Origin of the sequence: Mesorhizobium sp. CA8 (genome assembly GCF_020164955.1) — a bacterium.
Lineage (GTDB): Bacteria > Pseudomonadota > Alphaproteobacteria > Rhizobiales > Rhizobiaceae > Mesorhizobium.
On sequence record NZ_JAIUHG010000001.1, the window covers coordinates 177,085 to 194,556 of the forward strand.

At 57.6% G+C, this 17,472-nt stretch carries 24 protein-coding genes; 23 read left to right on the forward strand and 1 reads right to left on the reverse strand.

Annotated features, from left to right (window positions below):
- Positions 1 to 53 precede the first annotated feature (53 nt).
- From LB553_RS01070 to LB553_RS01140, 14 genes are all read left to right on the forward strand, one after another.
- Complete coding sequence (locus LB553_RS01070) at positions 54 to 410, forward strand: hypothetical protein (RefSeq protein WP_224509651.1); 357 nt, start codon at positions 54 to 56, stop codon at positions 408 to 410.
- A gap of 86 nt (positions 411 to 496) precedes the next feature.
- A complete protein-coding gene (locus tag LB553_RS01075; protein WP_224509653.1) occupies positions 497 to 919 on the forward strand; it encodes a hypothetical protein in 423 nt (140 codons plus the stop codon).
- Entirely contained in the window at positions 916 to 1,641 is a 726-nt protein-coding gene (locus LB553_RS01080) for a hypothetical protein (protein WP_224509655.1), read from the forward strand. The genes LB553_RS01075 and LB553_RS01080 overlap by 4 nt, the downstream gene beginning before the upstream one ends.
- Positions 1,642 to 1,662: 21 nt before the next feature.
- Positions 1,663 to 2,415, forward strand: coding sequence for a glycosyltransferase family 9 protein (locus LB553_RS01085; RefSeq protein ID WP_224509657.1), 753 nt, complete (start codon positions 1,663 to 1,665; stop codon positions 2,413 to 2,415).
- Positions 2,416 to 3,003, forward strand: coding sequence for a class I SAM-dependent methyltransferase (locus LB553_RS01090; protein ID WP_224509659.1), 588 nt, complete (start codon positions 2,416 to 2,418; stop codon positions 3,001 to 3,003).
- A 166-nt stretch (positions 3,004 to 3,169) separates the two neighbouring features.
- A complete protein-coding gene (locus tag LB553_RS01095) occupies positions 3,170 to 3,763 on the forward strand; it encodes a class I SAM-dependent methyltransferase (protein WP_224509661.1) in 594 nt (197 codons plus the stop codon).
- Positions 3,751 to 4,392, forward strand: coding sequence for a hypothetical protein (locus LB553_RS01100; protein ID WP_224509663.1), 642 nt, complete (start codon positions 3,751 to 3,753; stop codon positions 4,390 to 4,392). The genes LB553_RS01095 and LB553_RS01100 overlap by 13 nt, the downstream gene beginning before the upstream one ends.
- Positions 4,389 to 4,883 (forward strand): DapH/DapD/GlmU-related protein, encoded by a 495-nt coding sequence (locus LB553_RS30410; protein ID WP_263483875.1) that lies wholly within the window; start codon positions 4,389 to 4,391, stop codon positions 4,881 to 4,883. Before LB553_RS01100 ends, LB553_RS30410 begins: the two co-directional genes overlap by 4 nt.
- 206 nt (positions 4,884 to 5,089) lie before the next feature.
- Positions 5,090 to 5,704, forward strand: a complete 615-nt coding sequence (locus LB553_RS01115; protein WP_224509665.1) for a hypothetical protein — start codon at positions 5,090 to 5,092, stop codon at positions 5,702 to 5,704.
- Complete coding sequence (locus LB553_RS01120) at positions 5,701 to 6,507, forward strand: hypothetical protein (RefSeq protein ID WP_224509667.1); 807 nt, start codon at positions 5,701 to 5,703, stop codon at positions 6,505 to 6,507. Before LB553_RS01115 ends, LB553_RS01120 begins: the two co-directional genes overlap by 4 nt.
- Positions 6,507 to 7,907 carry a phage portal protein gene (locus tag LB553_RS01125; RefSeq protein ID WP_224509670.1) on the forward strand — a complete coding sequence of 467 codons (1,401 nt, stop codon included), beginning with the start codon at positions 6,507 to 6,509 and terminating at the stop codon, positions 7,905 to 7,907. The genes LB553_RS01120 and LB553_RS01125 overlap by 1 nt, the downstream gene beginning before the upstream one ends.
- Entirely contained in the window at positions 7,907 to 8,971 is a 1,065-nt protein-coding gene (locus LB553_RS01130) for a hypothetical protein (RefSeq protein ID WP_224509673.1), read from the forward strand. Before LB553_RS01125 ends, LB553_RS01130 begins: the two co-directional genes overlap by 1 nt.
- A 3-nt stretch (positions 8,972 to 8,974) precedes the next feature.
- Complete coding sequence (locus tag LB553_RS01135; protein WP_224509676.1) at positions 8,975 to 9,316, forward strand: head-tail connector protein; 342 nt, start codon at positions 8,975 to 8,977, stop codon at positions 9,314 to 9,316.
- A gap of 104 nt (positions 9,317 to 9,420) precedes the next feature.
- On the forward strand, positions 9,421 to 9,801 hold the full coding sequence (locus LB553_RS01140) for a hypothetical protein (protein WP_224509679.1): 381 nt from the start codon (positions 9,421 to 9,423) through the stop codon (positions 9,799 to 9,801).
- Here LB553_RS01140 and LB553_RS01145 read toward each other — a convergent pair.
- Positions 9,785 to 10,093 carry a zinc ribbon domain-containing protein gene (locus LB553_RS01145; RefSeq protein WP_224509682.1) on the reverse strand — a complete coding sequence of 103 codons (309 nt, stop codon included), beginning with the start codon at positions 10,091 to 10,093 and terminating at the stop codon, positions 9,785 to 9,787. The two genes, LB553_RS01140 and LB553_RS01145, sit on opposite strands and share 17 nt — an antisense overlap.
- Here LB553_RS01145 and LB553_RS01150 point away from each other — a divergent pair.
- The 9 genes from LB553_RS01150 to LB553_RS01190 all read left to right on the forward strand — a co-directional run bounded on the left by LB553_RS01150 (position 10,092) and on the right by LB553_RS01190 (position 17,469).
- A complete protein-coding gene (locus LB553_RS01150) occupies positions 10,092 to 10,412 on the forward strand; it encodes a phage head closure protein (RefSeq protein WP_224509686.1) in 321 nt (106 codons plus the stop codon). The genes LB553_RS01145 and LB553_RS01150 overlap by 2 nt on opposite strands.
- Entirely contained in the window at positions 10,409 to 10,804 is a 396-nt protein-coding gene (locus LB553_RS01155; RefSeq protein ID WP_224509688.1) for a DUF3168 domain-containing protein, read from the forward strand. The genes LB553_RS01150 and LB553_RS01155 overlap by 4 nt, the downstream gene beginning before the upstream one ends.
- A 92-nt stretch (positions 10,805 to 10,896) precedes the next feature.
- Positions 10,897 to 11,358 (forward strand): phage tail tube protein, encoded by a 462-nt coding sequence (locus tag LB553_RS01160; RefSeq protein ID WP_224509691.1) that lies wholly within the window; start codon positions 10,897 to 10,899, stop codon positions 11,356 to 11,358.
- Positions 11,358 to 11,738, forward strand: a complete 381-nt coding sequence (locus tag LB553_RS01165) for a hypothetical protein (RefSeq protein ID WP_224509694.1) — start codon at positions 11,358 to 11,360, stop codon at positions 11,736 to 11,738. The genes LB553_RS01160 and LB553_RS01165 overlap by 1 nt, the downstream gene beginning before the upstream one ends.
- Positions 11,739 to 11,857: 119 nt before the next feature.
- Entirely contained in the window at positions 11,858 to 12,052 is a 195-nt protein-coding gene (locus tag LB553_RS01170) for a hypothetical protein (protein WP_224509697.1), read from the forward strand.
- The gene (locus LB553_RS01175; RefSeq protein WP_224509700.1) at positions 12,052 to 14,055 is read left to right on the forward strand and encodes a hypothetical protein; all 2,004 of its coding nucleotides are present in this window, start codon (positions 12,052 to 12,054) and stop codon (positions 14,053 to 14,055) included. The genes LB553_RS01170 and LB553_RS01175 overlap by 1 nt, the downstream gene beginning before the upstream one ends.
- Entirely contained in the window at positions 14,055 to 14,663 is a 609-nt protein-coding gene (locus tag LB553_RS01180; protein ID WP_224509703.1) for a DUF2460 domain-containing protein, read from the forward strand. The genes LB553_RS01175 and LB553_RS01180 overlap by 1 nt, the downstream gene beginning before the upstream one ends.
- Positions 14,660 to 15,733 (forward strand): DUF2163 domain-containing protein, encoded by a 1,074-nt coding sequence (locus tag LB553_RS01185; RefSeq protein WP_224509707.1) that lies wholly within the window; start codon positions 14,660 to 14,662, stop codon positions 15,731 to 15,733. The genes LB553_RS01180 and LB553_RS01185 overlap by 4 nt, the downstream gene beginning before the upstream one ends.
- The gene (locus LB553_RS01190; RefSeq protein WP_224509710.1) at positions 15,733 to 17,469 is read left to right on the forward strand and encodes a hypothetical protein; all 1,737 of its coding nucleotides are present in this window, start codon (positions 15,733 to 15,735) and stop codon (positions 17,467 to 17,469) included. The genes LB553_RS01185 and LB553_RS01190 overlap by 1 nt, the downstream gene beginning before the upstream one ends.
- Positions 17,470 to 17,472: the final 3 nt, after the last annotated feature.

Here is a 17,472-nt window from a genome sequence, read left to right on the forward strand (position 1 = left end):
ACCACACCCAAACCCGCCGGGCTCCGGCTCGGCGGGCCTTCCATGAGGTTTGCATGATCAAGATGATAGCCGCGAAACGGATTTATGACGGGTCGGTTCGCAAGGAATACAAGCCAGGTCAGGAATTCGAGATCGCCAGCGAGCGCGAAGCCGCGAAACTGGAGCGGACGCACAAGGCCGTTCGCAAGACATTCGTCCAGCCGGCCATGGTCGATATCCCGGCCGTTCGTCTTCAGCCAGAGGGGGCGCCGGGGGAGCCCAAGAGACGCGGCCGCCCGCCAAAATATCTCCGCCGCGATATGACGGTAATGGATGGCCAGAGTGGCGAGGAGATACCATTGCCATCGTCGCTTCAGGAGCCTCCACAAGAGGAACAGACCTCGGAAAGCTCAGAGAGCGCTCCCGAATAATCGCGATCAAGGAAAATATAGACCTCTGCCCATGGGCGGATGTGGTGTACGGATGCGATGCGGCCTGGTGGGTGCATCGTAAGGGATTGCCTGAATTCGACGGCTTGAAGCTCTGCTTCCGCGATAATGGATTGGCAGGCTTCCACGACATCCGAAGGATCGAAATCAACCGTCGTGAGGACAAGTTACAGCTCGGCAGGATTGGGCTAGTCGGAAATGGCGGCAACAGCGGGTTCCAGGCGCTGAATCTGGCAGTTCAGTTTGGGGCCAAGCGCATCCTGCTGATCGGCCTCGATATGTCGCTCTCGGGCGGCGTTCATTGGTACGGGCCGAACAAATGGCCGAACGCCAACAACCCGAACGATAGCAACTTCAAACGCTGGATTGACGCTTTCGAAGGCTCGGCCGCGCTTCTCAAGTCAATGGGCGTCGAAATCATCAACTGCTCGATGAATTCCGCCATCCAATGCTTCCCCAAACGCTCCCTGGAGGACGCCATCCCCGCATGATGCCATTGGCTGTGTTCATCGGCTTTGATCCGCGCGAAGCGGCGTCATTTGCCGTGGCAAAACATTCCCTGGAACGCCACGCCATAGCGCCAATTCGAGCGCGCGGGCTTATTCTTTCGGACTTGATCCGGCGCGGGCTCTACAGGCGCCCCACAGAGCGCAGGAACGGCAGGCTTGTGGACGTTCTGTCCATTCGCCCGGACTATGACGGCTCTATATCGACCGAGCACGCGAATGCCCGGTTTCTGGTGCCGTTCATCGCCGACAAGGGCTGGGCTCTTTTCTGCGATGCCGACGTGCTCTTCCGGGCCAATGTCGACATGCTCGCAAAAGACCTCGATTCCTCGAAAGCCGTCTATTGCGTGAAGCACAAGCATGAGCCGAAGCCCGGAATCAAAATGGACGGGCAAATCCAGAGTGTCTACGCCCGAAAGAACTGGACATCGTTCCTCGTCTGGAACGTCGGCCATGAGGCAAACAACCGGCTCACCTTGGAGATCGTCAATTCGTTACCGGGGCGCGATCTTCATCGACTGTGCTGGCTTGAAGACCATGAGATTGGTGAACTCGATCCGGCTTGGAACTGGCTGGTTGGACACAGCGATCCGGCGACTGACCCCAAGGTCTGCCACTTCACTGAAGGTACGCCAGATATGCCAGGCTATTCCGAATGCGAATATGCCGACGAGTGGAGGGCGGAACTAGAGCGTTGGGCCGCCTGAATGGGGCTCGGAGATAACTTGATGGCTACGGGCCTTGCGCGTGGTGCCCATGCTAAAGGAAAAAAAATTGCCTTCGGGGACGGGATCAAAATCCGTTGGGACCATCATTCCCATGAGGTCTTTAAGTGGAACCCAAACATCGCTGCCCCGGGGCGCGAGCGTGACAGCTGCGTCGAGTGGATTCCGTTCTTCAAGGGCCATCGTATCTACAACCGCCAGGACGGCGATCGGTGGATCTGGAATATGGACTTCAGCCCGACGCCGGGCGAGATCTATCTAGACGATATCGAGCGCAAGCACGGCAAGAGGTATGGCTCTGGGTTCATCATCATTGAGCCGCAGAGCGCACCTTGGAAATCGGTGGCGGCGAATAAGGATTGGGGTCGCTCGAAATATCAGGAAGTGACGAACCGGCTTAAGGCCGAGGGCTACAAGGTTCATCAGTTCCTTTCGGATAAGGGTTCGCCACCCCTTTCTGGAGTATCGCCGCTTCGAACTGAGAGCTTCAGGGACGCCATTTCGATCCTGGCCAATGCGTCGATGTACATCGGCTCGGAGGGCGGACTTCATCACGCCGCGGCGGCGGTAGGTATCCCCGCTGTGGTGTTGTTCGGAGGGTTCATTCCTCCGAAGGTTACCGGGTATCCGACACATGCGAATTTGACCGGCGGCGCTGAAGCTTGCGGCTCTCTGAAGCCTTGCCAGCACTGCCGGAGGGCAATGGAAGCCATATCCGTCGATGAAGTCGTTGAAGAGGCTCTGGAAAGGCTCTGAATGGTCGATAAGTTCAAACCCGCTGGCGCATCGTATGTCGTTCAGCGACGTGTTGCGGGATATCACGATATCCGCATGGACGGCATGAGCGATCTGCTCCTGAGAGCCAAAGGCAAGTCGGTCTTCGATATTGGTTGCAATCGGGCGAAGGTAGCTGAGGAATTTTACAGGAACGGCGCAATCAAGGTTCATGGCTGCGATATCTATGAGCCGGGGATCACTCTCGCCCGCGAGAATTTCGCCGATTATCGCTCCTGCCAAAGTCGTTTCGAGGTTGTTGATCTGTCGAAGGGCGCATCTGCGCTTAGTGCTTTTGCCGGCGAACAATACGACTTCACGCTCTGCCTTGCGACGTATCACAAGCTGAAGCGCATCATGCCGACTTCGGATCTGACGGCCTTAATGCAGCATTTCGGGAGGTGGACGAAGGGCTATTTTGCCTGGCGTGGGACTTCCGACAAGCCAACCGAGAATGACGAGGAAATCGCGGCATTGGATCGCGACCTGAAGCCGGTCGGCTTGGTTCGCATCCATACCTCCTACATTTCCGCAGAACTTGGCGTTGCAGCCATATGGGCGCGCGCATGACCGGGGGAAGCTACACGTTCAAGCTCCGGCGCCGACATCAATGCGTTGTTGATGCACTTGAAGAATTGCAGAAGCCTAACGGTGACGTTGAGCAACAGCATTGCGATGCCGATGGCATTCTAATCCAGTTTATCCGCTCTCTCGGCTATGACGACATTGCTGACGCATGGCTAAAAGTTCCGAAGTGGTACGCATGACGACACAGGCGCTTCTACAGGTAGAGGAAGAGATCGACGGGCTTGCGGACATCATACGCTCTGAGGGCTGCCGCTCGCTTCTGGAAATAGGATCAAAGTTCGGCGGATCGCTTGATCGACTTGCGCGCGCAATGCCGGTTGGCTCGACTGTTGTTTCGGTCGATCTTCCGGGCGGAACCCGGCTATGGGAGCAGAGCCGCAAGTCGTTGATGCAAACCGTCGATGGCCTGATCAAGGACGGCTATAACGCCCGTATCATCTGGGGCGACAGCACCGATCCGAACGTGATTGAGCGCGTCAAGGCCCTTGGCCCGTTCGATGCGGTCTTCATCGACGCGAACCACACTATGCCGTTCCTCGAGAAGGATTGGGCGAATTACGGCCCCATGGGTAGGATCGTGGCTTTCCACGATATCGCTTGGCACCGCGCGCCGGAATGGGTCGGGACCAGGATCGACGCACCGCAGTTCTGGGACCGCATCAAGCAGGATTACGCCCATCGGGAATTCAAGCTCTGCCCGACCGGCAAGAATAACGGGATTGGCGTCCTATGGCGCTCATAATCTCGACGTGGGCTTGGGGCACGAAATATGGTCCTGAGTACGTCGCCAAGCTTGCCTCTGCGGTAAGGCGAAACCTGAAACAGCCGCATCGGTTCGCGGTATTCTTCCCGCAAGAGGAAGACGCCTATCTGACCGAAATTCCAGGTTGCTTTGCTCGGCTGCGGGCGTTCGACCCAGAATGGCAGGCGTCGAATGGGATTGAGCCCGGCGACAAGATCGTCTGCATGGACTTGGATCTGGTCGTGACGGGCTCCTTGGACGGCCTGTTCGATAGATATGAGCCTTTCACCATCTTGCAGGGCGTTAATTCTGCAAATCCTTGTCCATTCAATGGGAGCTTATGGGCTTTGACGGCCGGCTACCGCCCAGATGTTTGGCATGAGTTTTCGCCTGAGCTTGCAGCAAAGGTGCCGTTCTACGAATTCCCCGACGACCAGGCATGGCTTGCCGATATGATCCCTGAAGCCAGGTCATTCGGTCCGGAAGACGGCGTGTACGCATTCCAGAAAAAAGGCTGGCCCAAGGGCGAAGCGTTGCCAAAGAATGCGCGCATCGTGGCTTTCCCCGGCTGGCGTGATCCTTCGCAATATGTGCGGCTCGATTGGGTCGCGGAGAATTGGCGCGCATGATCCACGCGCTGGCCCACTATGACGGTTCCGGGCAGATAGGCGAGGGAACGAAGGTCTGGCAGTTCGCCAGCATCATTCGCGGCTCGACTATAGGCCGAGACTGCACAATAGCGAGTTGCGCGATTATCGACGGCGCGGCGGTCGGAGACGATAGCATCGTCAGCCACGGCGCTTCGATTAATCCAGGGACGGTGATCGGCAACGGCGTCTTCGTCGGGCCAAATGTCACCATCTGTAACGATATGTGGCCCTCCGCAGATAAGGAAGGCTACGAAACGCCGAAGCGGTCAACGGTAGTGATCGAAAATGGCGCCTCGATCGGTGCCGGGGCGGTCATCCTGCCGGGTGTTCGGATTGGCAAGAATGCAGTTGTCGCGGCCGGCGCGGTGGTCAAGGGCGATGTCCCTCCTGGCTATGTCTATCGGAGGAACGACTATAAGGCCCGGAAGCCGGATGACTGGCATCAGCGGCGTATGAGGTATGTAGCCTAAAGGAAGTGCTTCTTAATCGTTCCGTATATTGTTTCGGGGCGCACCCGATGCATAGAAGCCACGGTTAGAACCGGAAGAGCATCTACAAGGACCGACCTGGCTCTCTCTATTGCCTTTGCTGTGATTTTCAGACGGGAAGCGATGCTGTCAAATTCATCTCCCGACAAGATGCCTTGGTACATCGCCTGCTTGGTCGGAGTGCGCATTTGATCACTATAGCCTGCTGCCTCTGGGATGCCAACGATCTTAGCGCGGATTTCTCCCGCTGCTATGATGAAACGTGGGTCGATAAGCTCTATCGCGGGTTCGAGCGCAATCTGACCAAGCCATTTAGTTTCGCCTGCTTCACGGATCGCGAAAGGAACTTTCGGGAGCCCGTAGAGCAAATCATCGACAAGACGCTAGGCATGAACGGTTACGGCGATTGCATCGCGCCGTTCATCCTGGATGAGCCGATGATCTTCTGTGGTCTCGATACCGTCATCACCGGGAACTGCGACGAGTTCGCCAACTACTGCCTGACATCCGACATCATGGCGCTCCCGCAGCACCCGAGAGAGCCGCAACATGCCTGCAACGGGATAGCTCTGGTCCCTGCCGGTTATCGCAAGGTCTATGAGGACTGGCGAGGCGAAAACGACATGGTGTGGCTGCGCAAGTGGCCTCACGTCTACATCGACGCGATCTTCAAGGATCAGGTGAAGAGCTACAAGGCGCATGTGCGCGAATTTGGGTTAGGCGATGCTCGGATCGTTTACTTCCACGGCCGGCCCAAGCAGCCTGACTTGAACGAAGCCTGGATCAAGGAAAACTGGCGTTGATCGACCCCGCCAAGGTCTGCCTGTTTATCCCCGGCCATCTGAAGAAGTTCAAGCTCGAACTGTTCAATCGGATCGGTGCCACGGTCGAGAGAGCAGGCGGGCGGGTTGTACGAGCCGAGTTTGCAGCGCTCGATAGATTGCCCGACGACATCATTCCGATTGTCGGTTGCACACCGGAATTGAAGCCGCTGATTGAAGGCTGGCGGGCGCGCGGCAGGAAGTGGATTTACTGGGATCGGGGCTATGCGCGCAGAGTGTTCGCGACCGATCTGCCAACGGGAGAAAACGGAGGGTTCTATCGCTGGCATGTTGGCTCATTCCAAACCCAGGCGATTCGCGACGTTCCTGACGATCGTTGGAGGGCGCTGAAGACCGAAGTATGGCCATGGCAGAGAACTGGCCGCCACATCGTCGTTGCCGAGCCGAGCGAAACCTATGAGCGCTTTCACGGCATCGAAGGCTGGACGATGCGAACGGTCAGGCGGTTGAACGAACTGACCGACCGGCCGCTGATTATCCGCAACAAGGAGATGCAGCGCTTCGGACGCAAGCTGCATGAGGATCTAAAGGGCGCGCATTGCCTCGTCACTCACGGCTCAAATGCAGCCGTTGAAGCGGTGATCATGGGTTGCCCGGTGTTCGTCCATCAAGACAGCGCTGCAAGCATGGTGGGGCGCTGTGATCTTTCGAGAATCGAAGAGCCTATCTATCCCGACCGCCAGCCTTGGCTCAACTCGCTTGCCTACTCTCAGTTCGATGAACGCGAACTGGTGAACGGGGATTTGTGGAAGATGATCACCTGATGAAACTTCCGTTTGGCCTTTCCATCACACGCCAAAAAGCAGCGCCGGCAAGCGCCGTTGCCGTCGCGGAAAATCGTGGCGGCTGGTACAACCTTATCAGGGAAAGCTTTACCGGCGCGTGGCAGCAAAACATTACAATCGACTACAATTCGGTCCTCTCCTACAACGCGGTCTATGCGTGCATCACGCTGATCGCTTCGGACATCTCGAAGCTTTGCGTTGAGCTTGTTCAGAAGGACAAGAACGGCATTTGGACCGAGACGGACAGCCCGGCTTACTCGCCTGTCCTTCGCAAGCCCAACCGCTACCAGAATCGCATCCAGTTCTGGGAGACGTACATCCTCTCCAAGCTGATGAGGGGCAACGTCTATGTCCTGAAGCAGCGGGACGGGAATACGAACGTCAAGGCGCTTTACGTTCTCGACCCGAACCGGGTTAAGGTGCTTGTCGCCGATGACGGTTCGGCCTGGTATCAGCTTAGCAGCGACAATTTAGCAGCAATCGGAGAACCGGTGACGGTCCCGGCGAGCGAGATCATCCACGACCGCTTCAATTGCCTGTTCCATCCGCTTGTGGGGACGTCTCCGATCTTTGCGGCAGGCGTTGCTGCGACCCAGGGCCTCGCAATCCAGAACAATTCGGCGACGTTCTTTGGAAATAAGTCCCAGCCCGGTGGCGTTCTCACAGCGCCAGGGTCGATTTCGGATGAGACCGCGGCACGGCTGAAAGATGCATGGGAAACCAAGTTCTCCGGCGCGAATGCCGGCAAGGTCGCGGTCCTTGGTGATGGACTCACTTACGAGCGCATGGCCCTCACTGCTGAGGAATCGCAGCTCATCGACCAATTGAAATGGACTGCCGAGGTCGTCTGCTCCGTCTTCCATGTGCCGCCCTATAAAATCGGCCTCGGCACGATGCCGACCTATAACAACATCCAGAGCCTCAACGTCGAATATTATAGCCAGTGCCTTCAGAGCCTCATCGAGGCCGCAGAGCTTTGCCTGGACGAAGGCTTGGGCATCGGTGAAGGCGTTGTCGTCAATGGCAAGACCTATGGCGTCGAGTTCGACATCGACAATCTGCTCCGCATGGATTCGGTGACGCAGATGCAGGTGCTCAAGGATGGTGCTGGCATCATGGAAGTGGACGAGATGCGAGGCAAGCTAGGTCTGCCCAAGACCAAGGGCGGCAATGCGGTCTATCTCCAGCAGCAGAATTATAGCTTGCAGGCCCTCGCCAAACGGGATGCCCAGCCCGATCCATTCACAATAGCGAAGCCGACTTCAGTCCCCATGGAGCCGCCGGCTGCGCAAGCGGAAGACCCGCAAGCCGCAAATGACAACGCCACGGCAGCAGCCGCAAAGGATGCTCTCCTTGAAATCTGGAAAGGTCTCGGCTGATGTTTGACGGGAAGGCATTCGGCCAAGATGTGGTTGGCGTCGTCAAGACGTACATGGAGCGCACAGTCGCTCCATTGCTGACGAGGATCGATGCATTGGAAAAGGCAATCGCTTCGATGCCGATCCCGAAGGATGGTAAGGACGCGGATGTCGAAGAGGTGGCAGCCTTAGCGGCAGCAAGCATTCTCCCCGACATCATGGAAGTGCGGGGCATGGTTGAAGCACTTCAGACGATGCCGGATGTTCCCGCGCTTGTTGCAGAAGCCATCGCGGCTATCCCAGCGCCGAAGGATGGCGAGCCGGGCAAGTCCATCACCGTCGATGATGTTGCGCCGCTGATCGCCGATGAGGTCGCGAAAGCCGTCGCCGATATCCGCGTTCCCGAGGATGGCAAGCCGGGCGCAGACGGCAAGGACGCCGATCCCGAAATCGTCAAGGCTCTAGTCGCAGAAGCTGTTGCCGCATTGCCGCCCGCAGAGAGGGGCAAGGACGCCGATCCTGCGTTGGTGGAGGAATTGGTCATCCGACACGCCGAACGCATCCTGGCTGGCTGGGAGAGGCCAAAGGACGGTGTTCCCGGCGAGAAGGGATCTGACGGCAGGGACGGCGAGCAAGGACCAGCCGGCCGCGATGGAAAAGACGGCCTCGACGCCGTGGAATTCCTCCGCGATGCCAACGGCCATCTCATCGTCACCATGTCGAACGGCAAGACGCGCGATCTTGGCGAGGTCAACGGCAAGGATGGGGCGCCAGGCGCTCCGGGCAAAGATGGCATCGATGGCGTCGGCTTCGCTGACATGGACATGGTGGAGACAGATGAGGGCGTATTCCTCCGCTTCACGCGCGGCGATGTCGTGAAGGATTGGCGCCTGCCGGTGCCGCGCTATTGCGGCATCTATAGCGCCGGAAAGTCCTACTATGTCGGCGATAGCGTGACGTGGGGCGGCTCACTGTGGATTGCGCAGGAGCCCACCACTGACAAACCGGATAGCGGCAAGGGGTGGAAGCTTGCAGTCAAGCGCGGTGCCGATGGCAAGACCCCCGCACTGAAAAAGGGCGAATGACCCATGTTCATGCTGGTCACCGTCGATCAGGTCAGGACTGCGCTAAAGCTCGACAGCGGCGAGAGCGATACCATCATCGCTCTGTACATATCAGCCGCCTCTCGCGCGATCGTGCGACATCTCAAGGGCCAAGCCGGAGACCTTCTGACCATCGATAGCCCGCCGAATTCGCCGCCCGACGACCTTTCGTCGGTTCCCGAGGATATCCAGATGGCGACGATCCTCTTGACTGGCCACTTCTACAACAACCCGGACGGCGATCCAGACCACGATTGGGAGCGGGGGTATCTGCCTCGCCCGGTGACGGCTCTGCTCTATCCGCTTCGCGATCCGGCGCTTGCCTGATGCCCGTCAAAGGTTCGCGCGAGACAGCGGCGGCGCTGCGGGAACTATCGAAATTCGTTGCCACGCCGATCTCTGCGGCGTCACGCTTCGCCCTGCAGCCGACTTTGAAGACCGCCAAGGCCAACGCGCGCAACATCGAAGAGAAAGAGCGCACTAATACGCTGGCGAACTCGCTCACGATCAAGCAGGAGGCCCGAACCTCGAAATTGAACCCGACCTACCAAGTTGGTCCAGATTCCAGTGTCGAGAAGCAGACGCAATACGGTCTGCGTAGGCCAGTGAAATACGCTCATCTCTTGGAGTTCGGCACAGCACCGCATTACCAGCCGGGCAGGGGCGTCGTGCATCCTGGGTCGCGTCCCGAGCCGTTCTTGACGCCGGCCTATTTCGAAACGCGCGATCAGGTCGTGAAGCGGTTCGGCGATAAGATCGGCCCCGAGATGGAAAAGCGCGCGGCTAAACTGGCGGCTAAGCAGGCAAAGTGAATTCATGCCGGCAGAACCGGCAAATCTTGGCATCGACCTTCACCAATTCGGCGCATAGCGGGCACGCCTTTTCGAATATTGGGCCGTTGGTGAAGCGCTGAGGCTCTTCGGCCGTCACGCTTACTGTCAGATGAGACTGGCGCAAGTCCTTTGAGGCCAAAAGCAGAAGACCGCCTATCAGCGGTGTAGCGACGAGAGACAGCAGGAACCAAGGCATTCCACGCCGGCCGCGATGGTTCTGCGCGGCTATGCCGACAATGAAACTGAGGCCGAGATAGATAGCGATCAGCATGGTTTCAGCCGGTGAACTCGATAGACAGGTGCAACTACAAAGCGCCACCACTTCGACCAATGACTATAACGAGGTTGTGCAGACGTGGGCAACCTACGCCACGGTCTGGGCAAAAATGGAATTCCATCAGGCCAATGAAGCCACGGAATCGGCCAGGCAGTTTGCGCAGATGGACCTGTATTTCACCATCCGCTGGCGCTCGGGTTTGGAGCCTGACCACCAACTGGTTTTCGAAGACAAGACCTATCGCATTGTCGGCCGCCCGCGAGAGATCGATCGGCGCCGGTTCCTGAAAATTCAAGCGAGCCTAGTTGAATGAGCGGCGTTTCCCTGACCATCAATGCATTGCTCGCACAGGCTGGCGTGACTGCTCTGGTCTCTACGCGCGTCAGGCCGTTCCCACTCCCCCAAGGAGAGAGCCTGCCGGCAATCGCCGTTGCGATGTCAGCGGAGGATGAAGAGCAGCTTTTGTCGGGCGGCTCGCAATACCCGCAAACCTCGGTCCAGATCCACTGCATCGCGACCAAGGCAAGTGCCGCGATCGATCTCGGGGAGGCGGTGAAGAACGCTCTCCGCGATCTGCTCTACACCTCGACGGATTCGCCGCCTGTCAAAGCCTCGTTCCAGAAAGACCCAGTGGATTTCACCGACTTCGCTGACGATCTCTCAACCCACCGCCGCGTGATGGCCTACTCGGTACGCTGGCGCTGAAATTCCCCATTCCCGGGGATGAGCCCAAATGCCCTTGGGCAAGGCACTAGGCCCGCTGTGAAGCGCGCCAATCCCAATAGATGGAGCCTCTTATGACGCAAACGACCGGCTTTACCGGGATCGGCGCCGCACTCAAATTGGGTGACGCCGCTTCGCCGGAAACCTTCAATGTCATCGGCAACACCACGTCCTTCTCGATCGAACAGCAGGCCGATCAGGTAGACGCCACCCACCTTCAGTCTACCTCCGGCTTCCGCGAATACAAGCAGGGCTTCAAGGCGGCTACCGTTTCGTTCGAAGGCCACTTCGACCCGGACAACACTTCGCAGGATGACAGCACGGGCGTGATGTCAGCCTTCGCCGCTGGCACTTCGCGCAACTTCAAGGCTGACTTCTCCGCTGCCGACAACAACGGCGCCGGCAAGCCCGCCACCGATCCGGTCTGTTCCTTCTCCGGCGTCATCACTCAGCTGTCGATCAACGTCGCTGAGGGCATGGTGACCTATCAGGGCCAGATCAGCCTGTCGTCGGCACCGACCTGGGGTGCGACCTGATGGCTAATAAGTTCCTCGCCGAAGTCGAGGCGGAGGAGTTCGGGACGGGTTACACGATCCGTCTCGACATGGACGGAATGGCTAGGCTTGAGACTGAGCACGGCGAGTTCGATTTCGCCCACAAGCTTAACTATGGGCTTGCACTGCTCTCGGCCAAATATCTGCGCTCCTTCCTGAACGTGGCGCTGCGGGACGCAAATGGCGATGTCGTGAAGACATACGACATGCCGCTTCCGCTTGAGACGGTAGGGCGCAAGTGTCTCGATGCATTCTCGCTGTTTCGCTATGGCAAGGATCACGAGACATGGACCGCCGAAGCCGCCAAGGCTGACAAGAAGAAAGCAGGCGCCGAAAACCCTACGAAGGGCACGAAAGCCTGACAGGGTTCCTCCTGTCGCTTGCTGTTCGTGCCAGCGTCTCCGAGCGTGACTTCTGGAAAATGACAGCCTTCACGGTCGTCCAGTGCTTCAACGCCTCTCTCGTCCAGCGGAACGAGGAAATGAGCATCCTTGCCTATCGCACGGGGCTCTATTCCTCCTCCTTCCGCCTCTCCCGCGTCAAGTTGAACAAGCTGCCCATGTCTGAAGCTGAGCTTCTGAAGAAGCCCGAGCCTAAGAAGGCAACTCAGTCGCTTAAGGATCAGTTAGCCATGGCTAAGTTCGTCACGAAGTTCATGGGCGGGACGGTCCACTAATGCCCGCGACAGTCGGCTCGATCAGCATTGATCTTTCGACCAATGCCGCCAAGTTTGCGACCGGCTTCAAGTCGGCTGCGACGACGGTTGAGAGCCAAAGCGCGCGTATGGCCAAGAGCGTTGCGGCGGTTGAGGTTGGCGTCAACAGGATCGGCGGCACGCTGAAGACATTCCTTGGTGGTCTTGCGGCAGGGGCCGGCATCGCGGCTCTCGGTTCCTTGGGCGGCGCGTTCGATAAGCTGAAGGAAACCATCTCTCAGTTTGACGAAATCGCGACGAACGCCAAGACGGTTGGGCTTAATACAGACGCCTATCAAGCTTTCGCTTTCGCAGCGAAGCAGGCCAACATTGATCAGGCATCCTTCAATTCCTCCCTGTCCATATTCGCAAAAAATGCCGGCCTTGCTCAAAAGGGTACCGGCGCGCTCTTTGCCAGCCTATCGAAGCTAAACCCGGAACTTCTGCGAAACATACTTAGCACCACAGATCAGGAGAAGCGTCTTGATGCCGTTGCCGATGCGATGGCTCGAACGAAGGACGCGACCCAGCAGGCAGCTCTTGCCACTGCAGTTTTCGGTAAGGGCGGTGTCGAGATGGCGCGCATCCTGGATGGAGGCCGAAAGCAGCTTGAGCAGTTCAAGCAATCAGCGAAGGAAATGGGGATTATCATCCCCAATGACCTTCTCCAGCGCGCTGGAGAATTGGACGACAAGCTTGACGCATTGCAGGCGATCATTAGCAGCCAGCTTAGCCAGGCAGTCATCAATTTGGCACCGGTCTTGGTGAAAACCACAGGTGCCTTCGCTACGTTCTCCCAAGAGGTCAACACACTTTCTGGCAACCTAGACAAGTTTGTCCAGAATCCCAGCCTTGAGACGTTCAGGAAGTTTATCGGTGCTCCTGATACGAGCCAGGGGTCTCTTCTCGATTATCTTGAGCGGTTCAACAAGTACCTCGCCAATGCCCCGCTTGCAAATGCCATGCGGGACACGTTTGACACGACGAACGATGAGCAGATCCAAGCCATTAAGGCGAATATCGAATATGTCGAAAGCTTGCTCGACAATCTGCATCAGGCAGCGGCCCAGGGTCAGGACGTTCATCTAGAAATCGCTGATGCTGAGGCGAAGCTGAAGCGTCTCCAGGACGATCTGGCGGCTACTGGTGCCGCCGGGGTATCCGCCGCCAATGATATCAGGGCGGCCTTTGCGCAAGCGTTCAGAGAGGCTGAAAATGCTTCCATGGCAGCCCTGGCGGCATTCCGCAAAGAAGGCGGCACTGCTGTTCCGCTGCCGACTGTCACGCGTTACGGTGCGCCTGCCAGCTCAATCACGCCAGGGTCGACTTATCAGACGGATGTCAATGGGTCAGGAGTTTCTGTCCGCAAATACGGCGGCACATCACTTAGCCCTACAGGCGACAGGACCGAGCAAACGGATGTCAACGGTTCCGGTGTCAACGTCACAAAATACAGCAGCGCCACTGCAGATAATACCAAAGACACCGCGGGCTACACCCACGACACCGCCGACAACATCGATAAGCTGGATCAAAACACGCGCGGTTATTTCCGCGATCTGAGCAACGATATCGGCGGCTACACGTCACGTCAGATCGATGCCATTGGCGGACTTGGTAATTCAATTTCTTCTCAATTGGACACCTTGGATGCTATTACTGCGCAGATGGTGGCTGAGGGGCTGAACTCCGGCAACATCAGCCAGCCCTCGTCCATGTTCGGCGACCAGTGGGACCCTCAGCACGGCTCCCATGTCGGCGGCATCATCAATACAGGCTTGCGCCACAGTGGCGGCAATGTGGGGCATTTCCGCCTCCCGTCTTACGCGGATGATGGCTCATCGAACAACCAGGTTTCTGTCGCGCAACCTGGCTCCGACATCACCCTCAACTATTACGCAGCTCCCGGCGAAAGCACCGAGACAGCCAAGCAGCGGGCGCGCGAAATGTTCAATGAACTCGTGCTCCAGGCATCGAGGGCATAATGGTCGATACAGTCGCAATCAATGACAAGTTTGCCCTGAACATGAAGATGGGGCCGCAGTTCCAGACCACTACGGTCAAGCTCTCTGGCGGTTATGAGGACAGAAATCAAGACTGGCAGATCGCGCTGTGGCGCTACGATGTCGAGCTGAACAACCGGCCATTGTCGGAGATCCGGTCCTTCCTTGCGCATGTGCTCGGACGTCGCGGTTCGGCCTATGCCTTCCCGCTGCGCGACCCACTGGACAATACCCTGACGGACGAGAACATAGGAACTGGTGACGGTACGACTGCGGCCTTCCAGATCAAGAAAACCTATTCAGACAGCGACCGCCCATATCAGCGGCCGATCACCATTGTTTCCAGCCTAGTGGTGAAGGTTGCAGGAGTGACAAAAACCGTCACCACTCACTACACGCAAACGGATGGTTTGATCACTTTCACTCCCGGCAATATCCCGACCGGCGGGCAGGCGGTGACGGTCTCCTGTAGCTTCCTGATCCGCGTTCGGTACGATGCCGACTATAACCCGATAACATTGCCAATCGGCCCTGACACCGCAACCCCGTTTGCTTCGGCGGCCTGCACGTTGATGGAAGTTCTGCGGTGAGAATTACCAGCGCGGCGCTCAAGGCGGCAATGTCTAGCACGCCGCACACGCTCGGGTGGCTCGGCCAGTTTGTATTCGCCGATGGGACGACTATTCGCGTGTCGGCTACCGGGCACGATGCCAGTTTCAACAGCCAGACATGGACCGCCGACAAAAGCTTCAAGGGGTCCACCCTGAAGTCCCAAGGTGACGGCTCCGTTCCCGATGGCGAGGTCACGGCACCGACCGCAATCTCAGACGCCTACGATGCGGAGGATGTCTATGCCGGAACCTTCGAGGGGATGGAGATCACCCTTTTTCTCATCAGCTTTGATAGCCCGTCAGATGGCGGCATGCAGCTTGGTCCCTATACGGTCTCGGAAATCAATTATGATGACCGGGGCAAGATAGCGACATTCGAGGTTCGCGGAATCCTGCAGAAGGCGAAGACGATTACCGTTGAGGAGTTGTCCGTTTCCTGCCGATCTGACTTGGGAGATCAAAGACCAGGCTTCTGCAATCTCCCGCTCTATCCCGACGATGTGGCAAGAAGCACGGCATACGCGGTCGGGGATTATGTTCGCGTCCCAGACAGCGGTGACTATCATAATCGCATGTTCAGATGCTCTACGGCCGGCACGACGGCCGGTAGCGCGCCTAGCTATACCTACACCGTTGCGGCAACCACAACCGATGGGACCGCAGTCTTTACCGCCGAAGAAGCATGGGTGCGCTCAGGCGTTGTCGCAACCCGGACAAACGATGGCGACTTCACTGCGACTCTGACCGAAACCAGAGCAGACACGATCAACAGCCCTGACGATGAATGGTTCAACGGCGGCGTCGTCAAATGGACATCAGGGCTGAATGCCGGCCTTTACAACCAGGTTCGTCAATACTCCCATTCCACAAAGCGAATCCAGCTTTGGGGTACAGCGCGCTGGACTGTCGCGGTGAATGACACGTTCGAGATCACCCCAGGCTGCGACAAAACCTTCGCCATGTGCCTATCGCGGTTCGCGAACTCGATAAATTTCCGGGGCGAGCATTTGCTTCCCGGTCGTGACTTCCTTGCGGGGGCGGGGACGTAATGTCTGGCGCTAAAGATCTGATAACCGGCGTTGGCATTATTCGCCTGCCCGGCTATGGCACGCCTAGTCCGGAGGTGCCTGAGGCCTCCCCAATCCAAACGACGCTGCCAACGTCCGCATACGGCCAAACTATCCCGGTGGTGTGGGGGAAGGCCAGGGTTCCGGGCGCCTATATCTGGGTGCCTCCAATTCTAACCGTGACATCGACCCATACGGAATGGTGGGACCAGATCACGACCACGACAAGCAACATGTCCTGTCGATTGAGGTTCGCTCGTCCACTCGTACCCAACTCCACATGGACGTTGCGTCGTCTTTGGTCGAATGGAGCGCTGATCTACGACGCGAGCCAGAATTACCGCAAAAAGGGGCTGAATTTCCGCTTCTATGACGGCAGAAGCACTCAAGGCCGCGATCCTACGATGACCAAGGAAGAGGGGACGACCAATGTCTCTGCCCATCGTGGCTACATCGATATTGTCATCAGGGATTTTGACATCCAAGGGTTCGGCGCCCCGCCGGTATTTGAGGCCGAAGTCATTCAGGATGGCGGCTCAACCGTGCAGACTCAAAACTTCCTTTCGTTTGGAGGCACAGTCACTCAATTTCTGATGGCGCCTGTGTGGGACCGACAGAAGCTCTATTGCTTCGACATCGGCCTAGCGTGGTATTCGATACCGGCACAACGGCAATATTTTTTTGCCGATGTGAGCACAGTCGGTCAGGTCTATTTCGACAGCTTCCGCTACAGCAAGGCCCTTGATCGCGTCGTTTATTTGAGCGCAGGGACAGGCGTTGGCCCGTTCAGAGCGCGTATGCTCGACGGCTCAACAGGCGCGCTGATGGCGACATCATCTGTGACAGCCGATCCCACGTTTTGCGCATGTCTTCAGGATGTCACGGCCAGCAAGACACTGATGGTTGCCACCGCTGCATCGGGACAGTTCTATTGCTACCAGCTGAATACATCCCAAGCGCCGACAGAGACAGTCGAACAGGTCTATGCATCAGGTTCTGGCTGGAACGGATATTCGACTTTGCAGTGCGTGACCCCTGGCGGGATCGTCGGCGGAAATGCGGTTTTCTACCTTTGCGCTGACAGCGATCTGGTGAAAATTTCCTTCACCTCCGAGGGCCTGTTGGCCAGTTCGTCTGTCATCGCGACTTTAGCCGATCCTCTGCGATACGCGGTTTTTGATGATGGCGACCTTGTGGTTTGGACAGACAGCGCAACTGTCTCCCGCGTCGATGGCGCCACGGGTGCGATCGAATATACAAAGTCAGTCCCATATCAGATCCCCGATGTTGCCGGCCGCCATCTTGGCGCCCCCGACCTTCATCGCCTGACGGAAGAGTTCAATTTTCAAACCGAACTGACCCACGGAACATCATATTTCACCGACCTGGGCACAGGCGCCACACGCACCGTAAGCGGCGGCCTAACGGTAGGATCGGTGTATTTCTATGATGGCGCGACCAACACCCTACTCGCCGTCAACGGCGCCAGCGACATTCCTATGAGCATAAAATTCATCGCAGGGGATGGCGACATGCGTCTCCTGTCTGACTTCCTCTCTGATCTCATGGTTTACGGTGGCGACTTCGATCCGGCAGACGTGATCACCGAGAACATTGATGATCTGATTCAGGGTGCTGTCATCGACATAACCGCAGGCGCACGCGACATCGCGAGGGCGGTCATCGAGCCGTATTCCATCGCCATGTTTGAACGGTGAACT

Bases quoted from the DNA above. Each gene is read 5' to 3' on its own strand.
- LB553_RS01190 (WP_224509710.1), top strand. From the start codon at position 15,733: ATGTCTGGCGCTAAAGATCTGATAACCGGCGTTGGCATTATTCGCCTG.
- LB553_RS01165 (WP_224509694.1), top strand. From the start codon at position 11,358: ATGGCTAATAAGTTCCTCGCCGAAGTCGAGGCGGAGGAGTTCGGGACG.
- LB553_RS01095 (WP_224509661.1), top strand. From the start codon at position 3,170: ATGGCTAAAAGTTCCGAAGTGGTACGCATGACGACACAGGCGCTTCTA.
- LB553_RS01170 (WP_224509697.1), top strand. From the start codon at position 11,858: ATGAGCATCCTTGCCTATCGCACGGGGCTCTATTCCTCCTCCTTCCGC.
- LB553_RS01090 (WP_224509659.1), top strand. From the start codon at position 2,416: ATGGTCGATAAGTTCAAACCCGCTGGCGCATCGTATGTCGTTCAGCGA.
- LB553_RS01080 (WP_224509655.1), top strand. From the start codon at position 916: ATGATGCCATTGGCTGTGTTCATCGGCTTTGATCCGCGCGAAGCGGCG.
- LB553_RS01070 (WP_224509651.1), top strand. From the start codon at position 54: ATGATCAAGATGATAGCCGCGAAACGGATTTATGACGGGTCGGTTCGC.
- LB553_RS01160 (WP_224509691.1), top strand. From the start codon at position 10,897: ATGACGCAAACGACCGGCTTTACCGGGATCGGCGCCGCACTCAAATTG.
- LB553_RS01125 (WP_224509670.1), top strand. From the start codon at position 6,507: ATGAAACTTCCGTTTGGCCTTTCCATCACACGCCAAAAAGCAGCGCCG.
- LB553_RS01175 (WP_224509700.1), top strand. From the start codon at position 12,052: ATGCCCGCGACAGTCGGCTCGATCAGCATTGATCTTTCGACCAATGCC.
- LB553_RS01130 (WP_224509673.1), top strand. From the start codon at position 7,907: ATGTTTGACGGGAAGGCATTCGGCCAAGATGTGGTTGGCGTCGTCAAG.
- LB553_RS01085 (WP_224509657.1), top strand. From the start codon at position 1,663: ATGGCTACGGGCCTTGCGCGTGGTGCCCATGCTAAAGGAAAAAAAATT.
- LB553_RS01150 (WP_224509686.1), top strand. From the start codon at position 10,092: ATGGTTTCAGCCGGTGAACTCGATAGACAGGTGCAACTACAAAGCGCC.
- LB553_RS01100 (WP_224509663.1), top strand. From the start codon at position 3,751: ATGGCGCTCATAATCTCGACGTGGGCTTGGGGCACGAAATATGGTCCT.
- LB553_RS01135 (WP_224509676.1), top strand. From the start codon at position 8,975: ATGTTCATGCTGGTCACCGTCGATCAGGTCAGGACTGCGCTAAAGCTC.
- LB553_RS30410 (WP_263483875.1), top strand. From the start codon at position 4,389: ATGATCCACGCGCTGGCCCACTATGACGGTTCCGGGCAGATAGGCGAG.
- LB553_RS01145 (WP_224509682.1), bottom strand. From the start codon at position 10,093: ATGCTGATCGCTATCTATCTCGGCCTCAGTTTCATTGTCGGCATAGCC.
- LB553_RS01180 (WP_224509703.1), top strand. From the start codon at position 14,055: ATGGTCGATACAGTCGCAATCAATGACAAGTTTGCCCTGAACATGAAG.
- LB553_RS01155 (WP_224509688.1), top strand. From the start codon at position 10,409: ATGAGCGGCGTTTCCCTGACCATCAATGCATTGCTCGCACAGGCTGGC.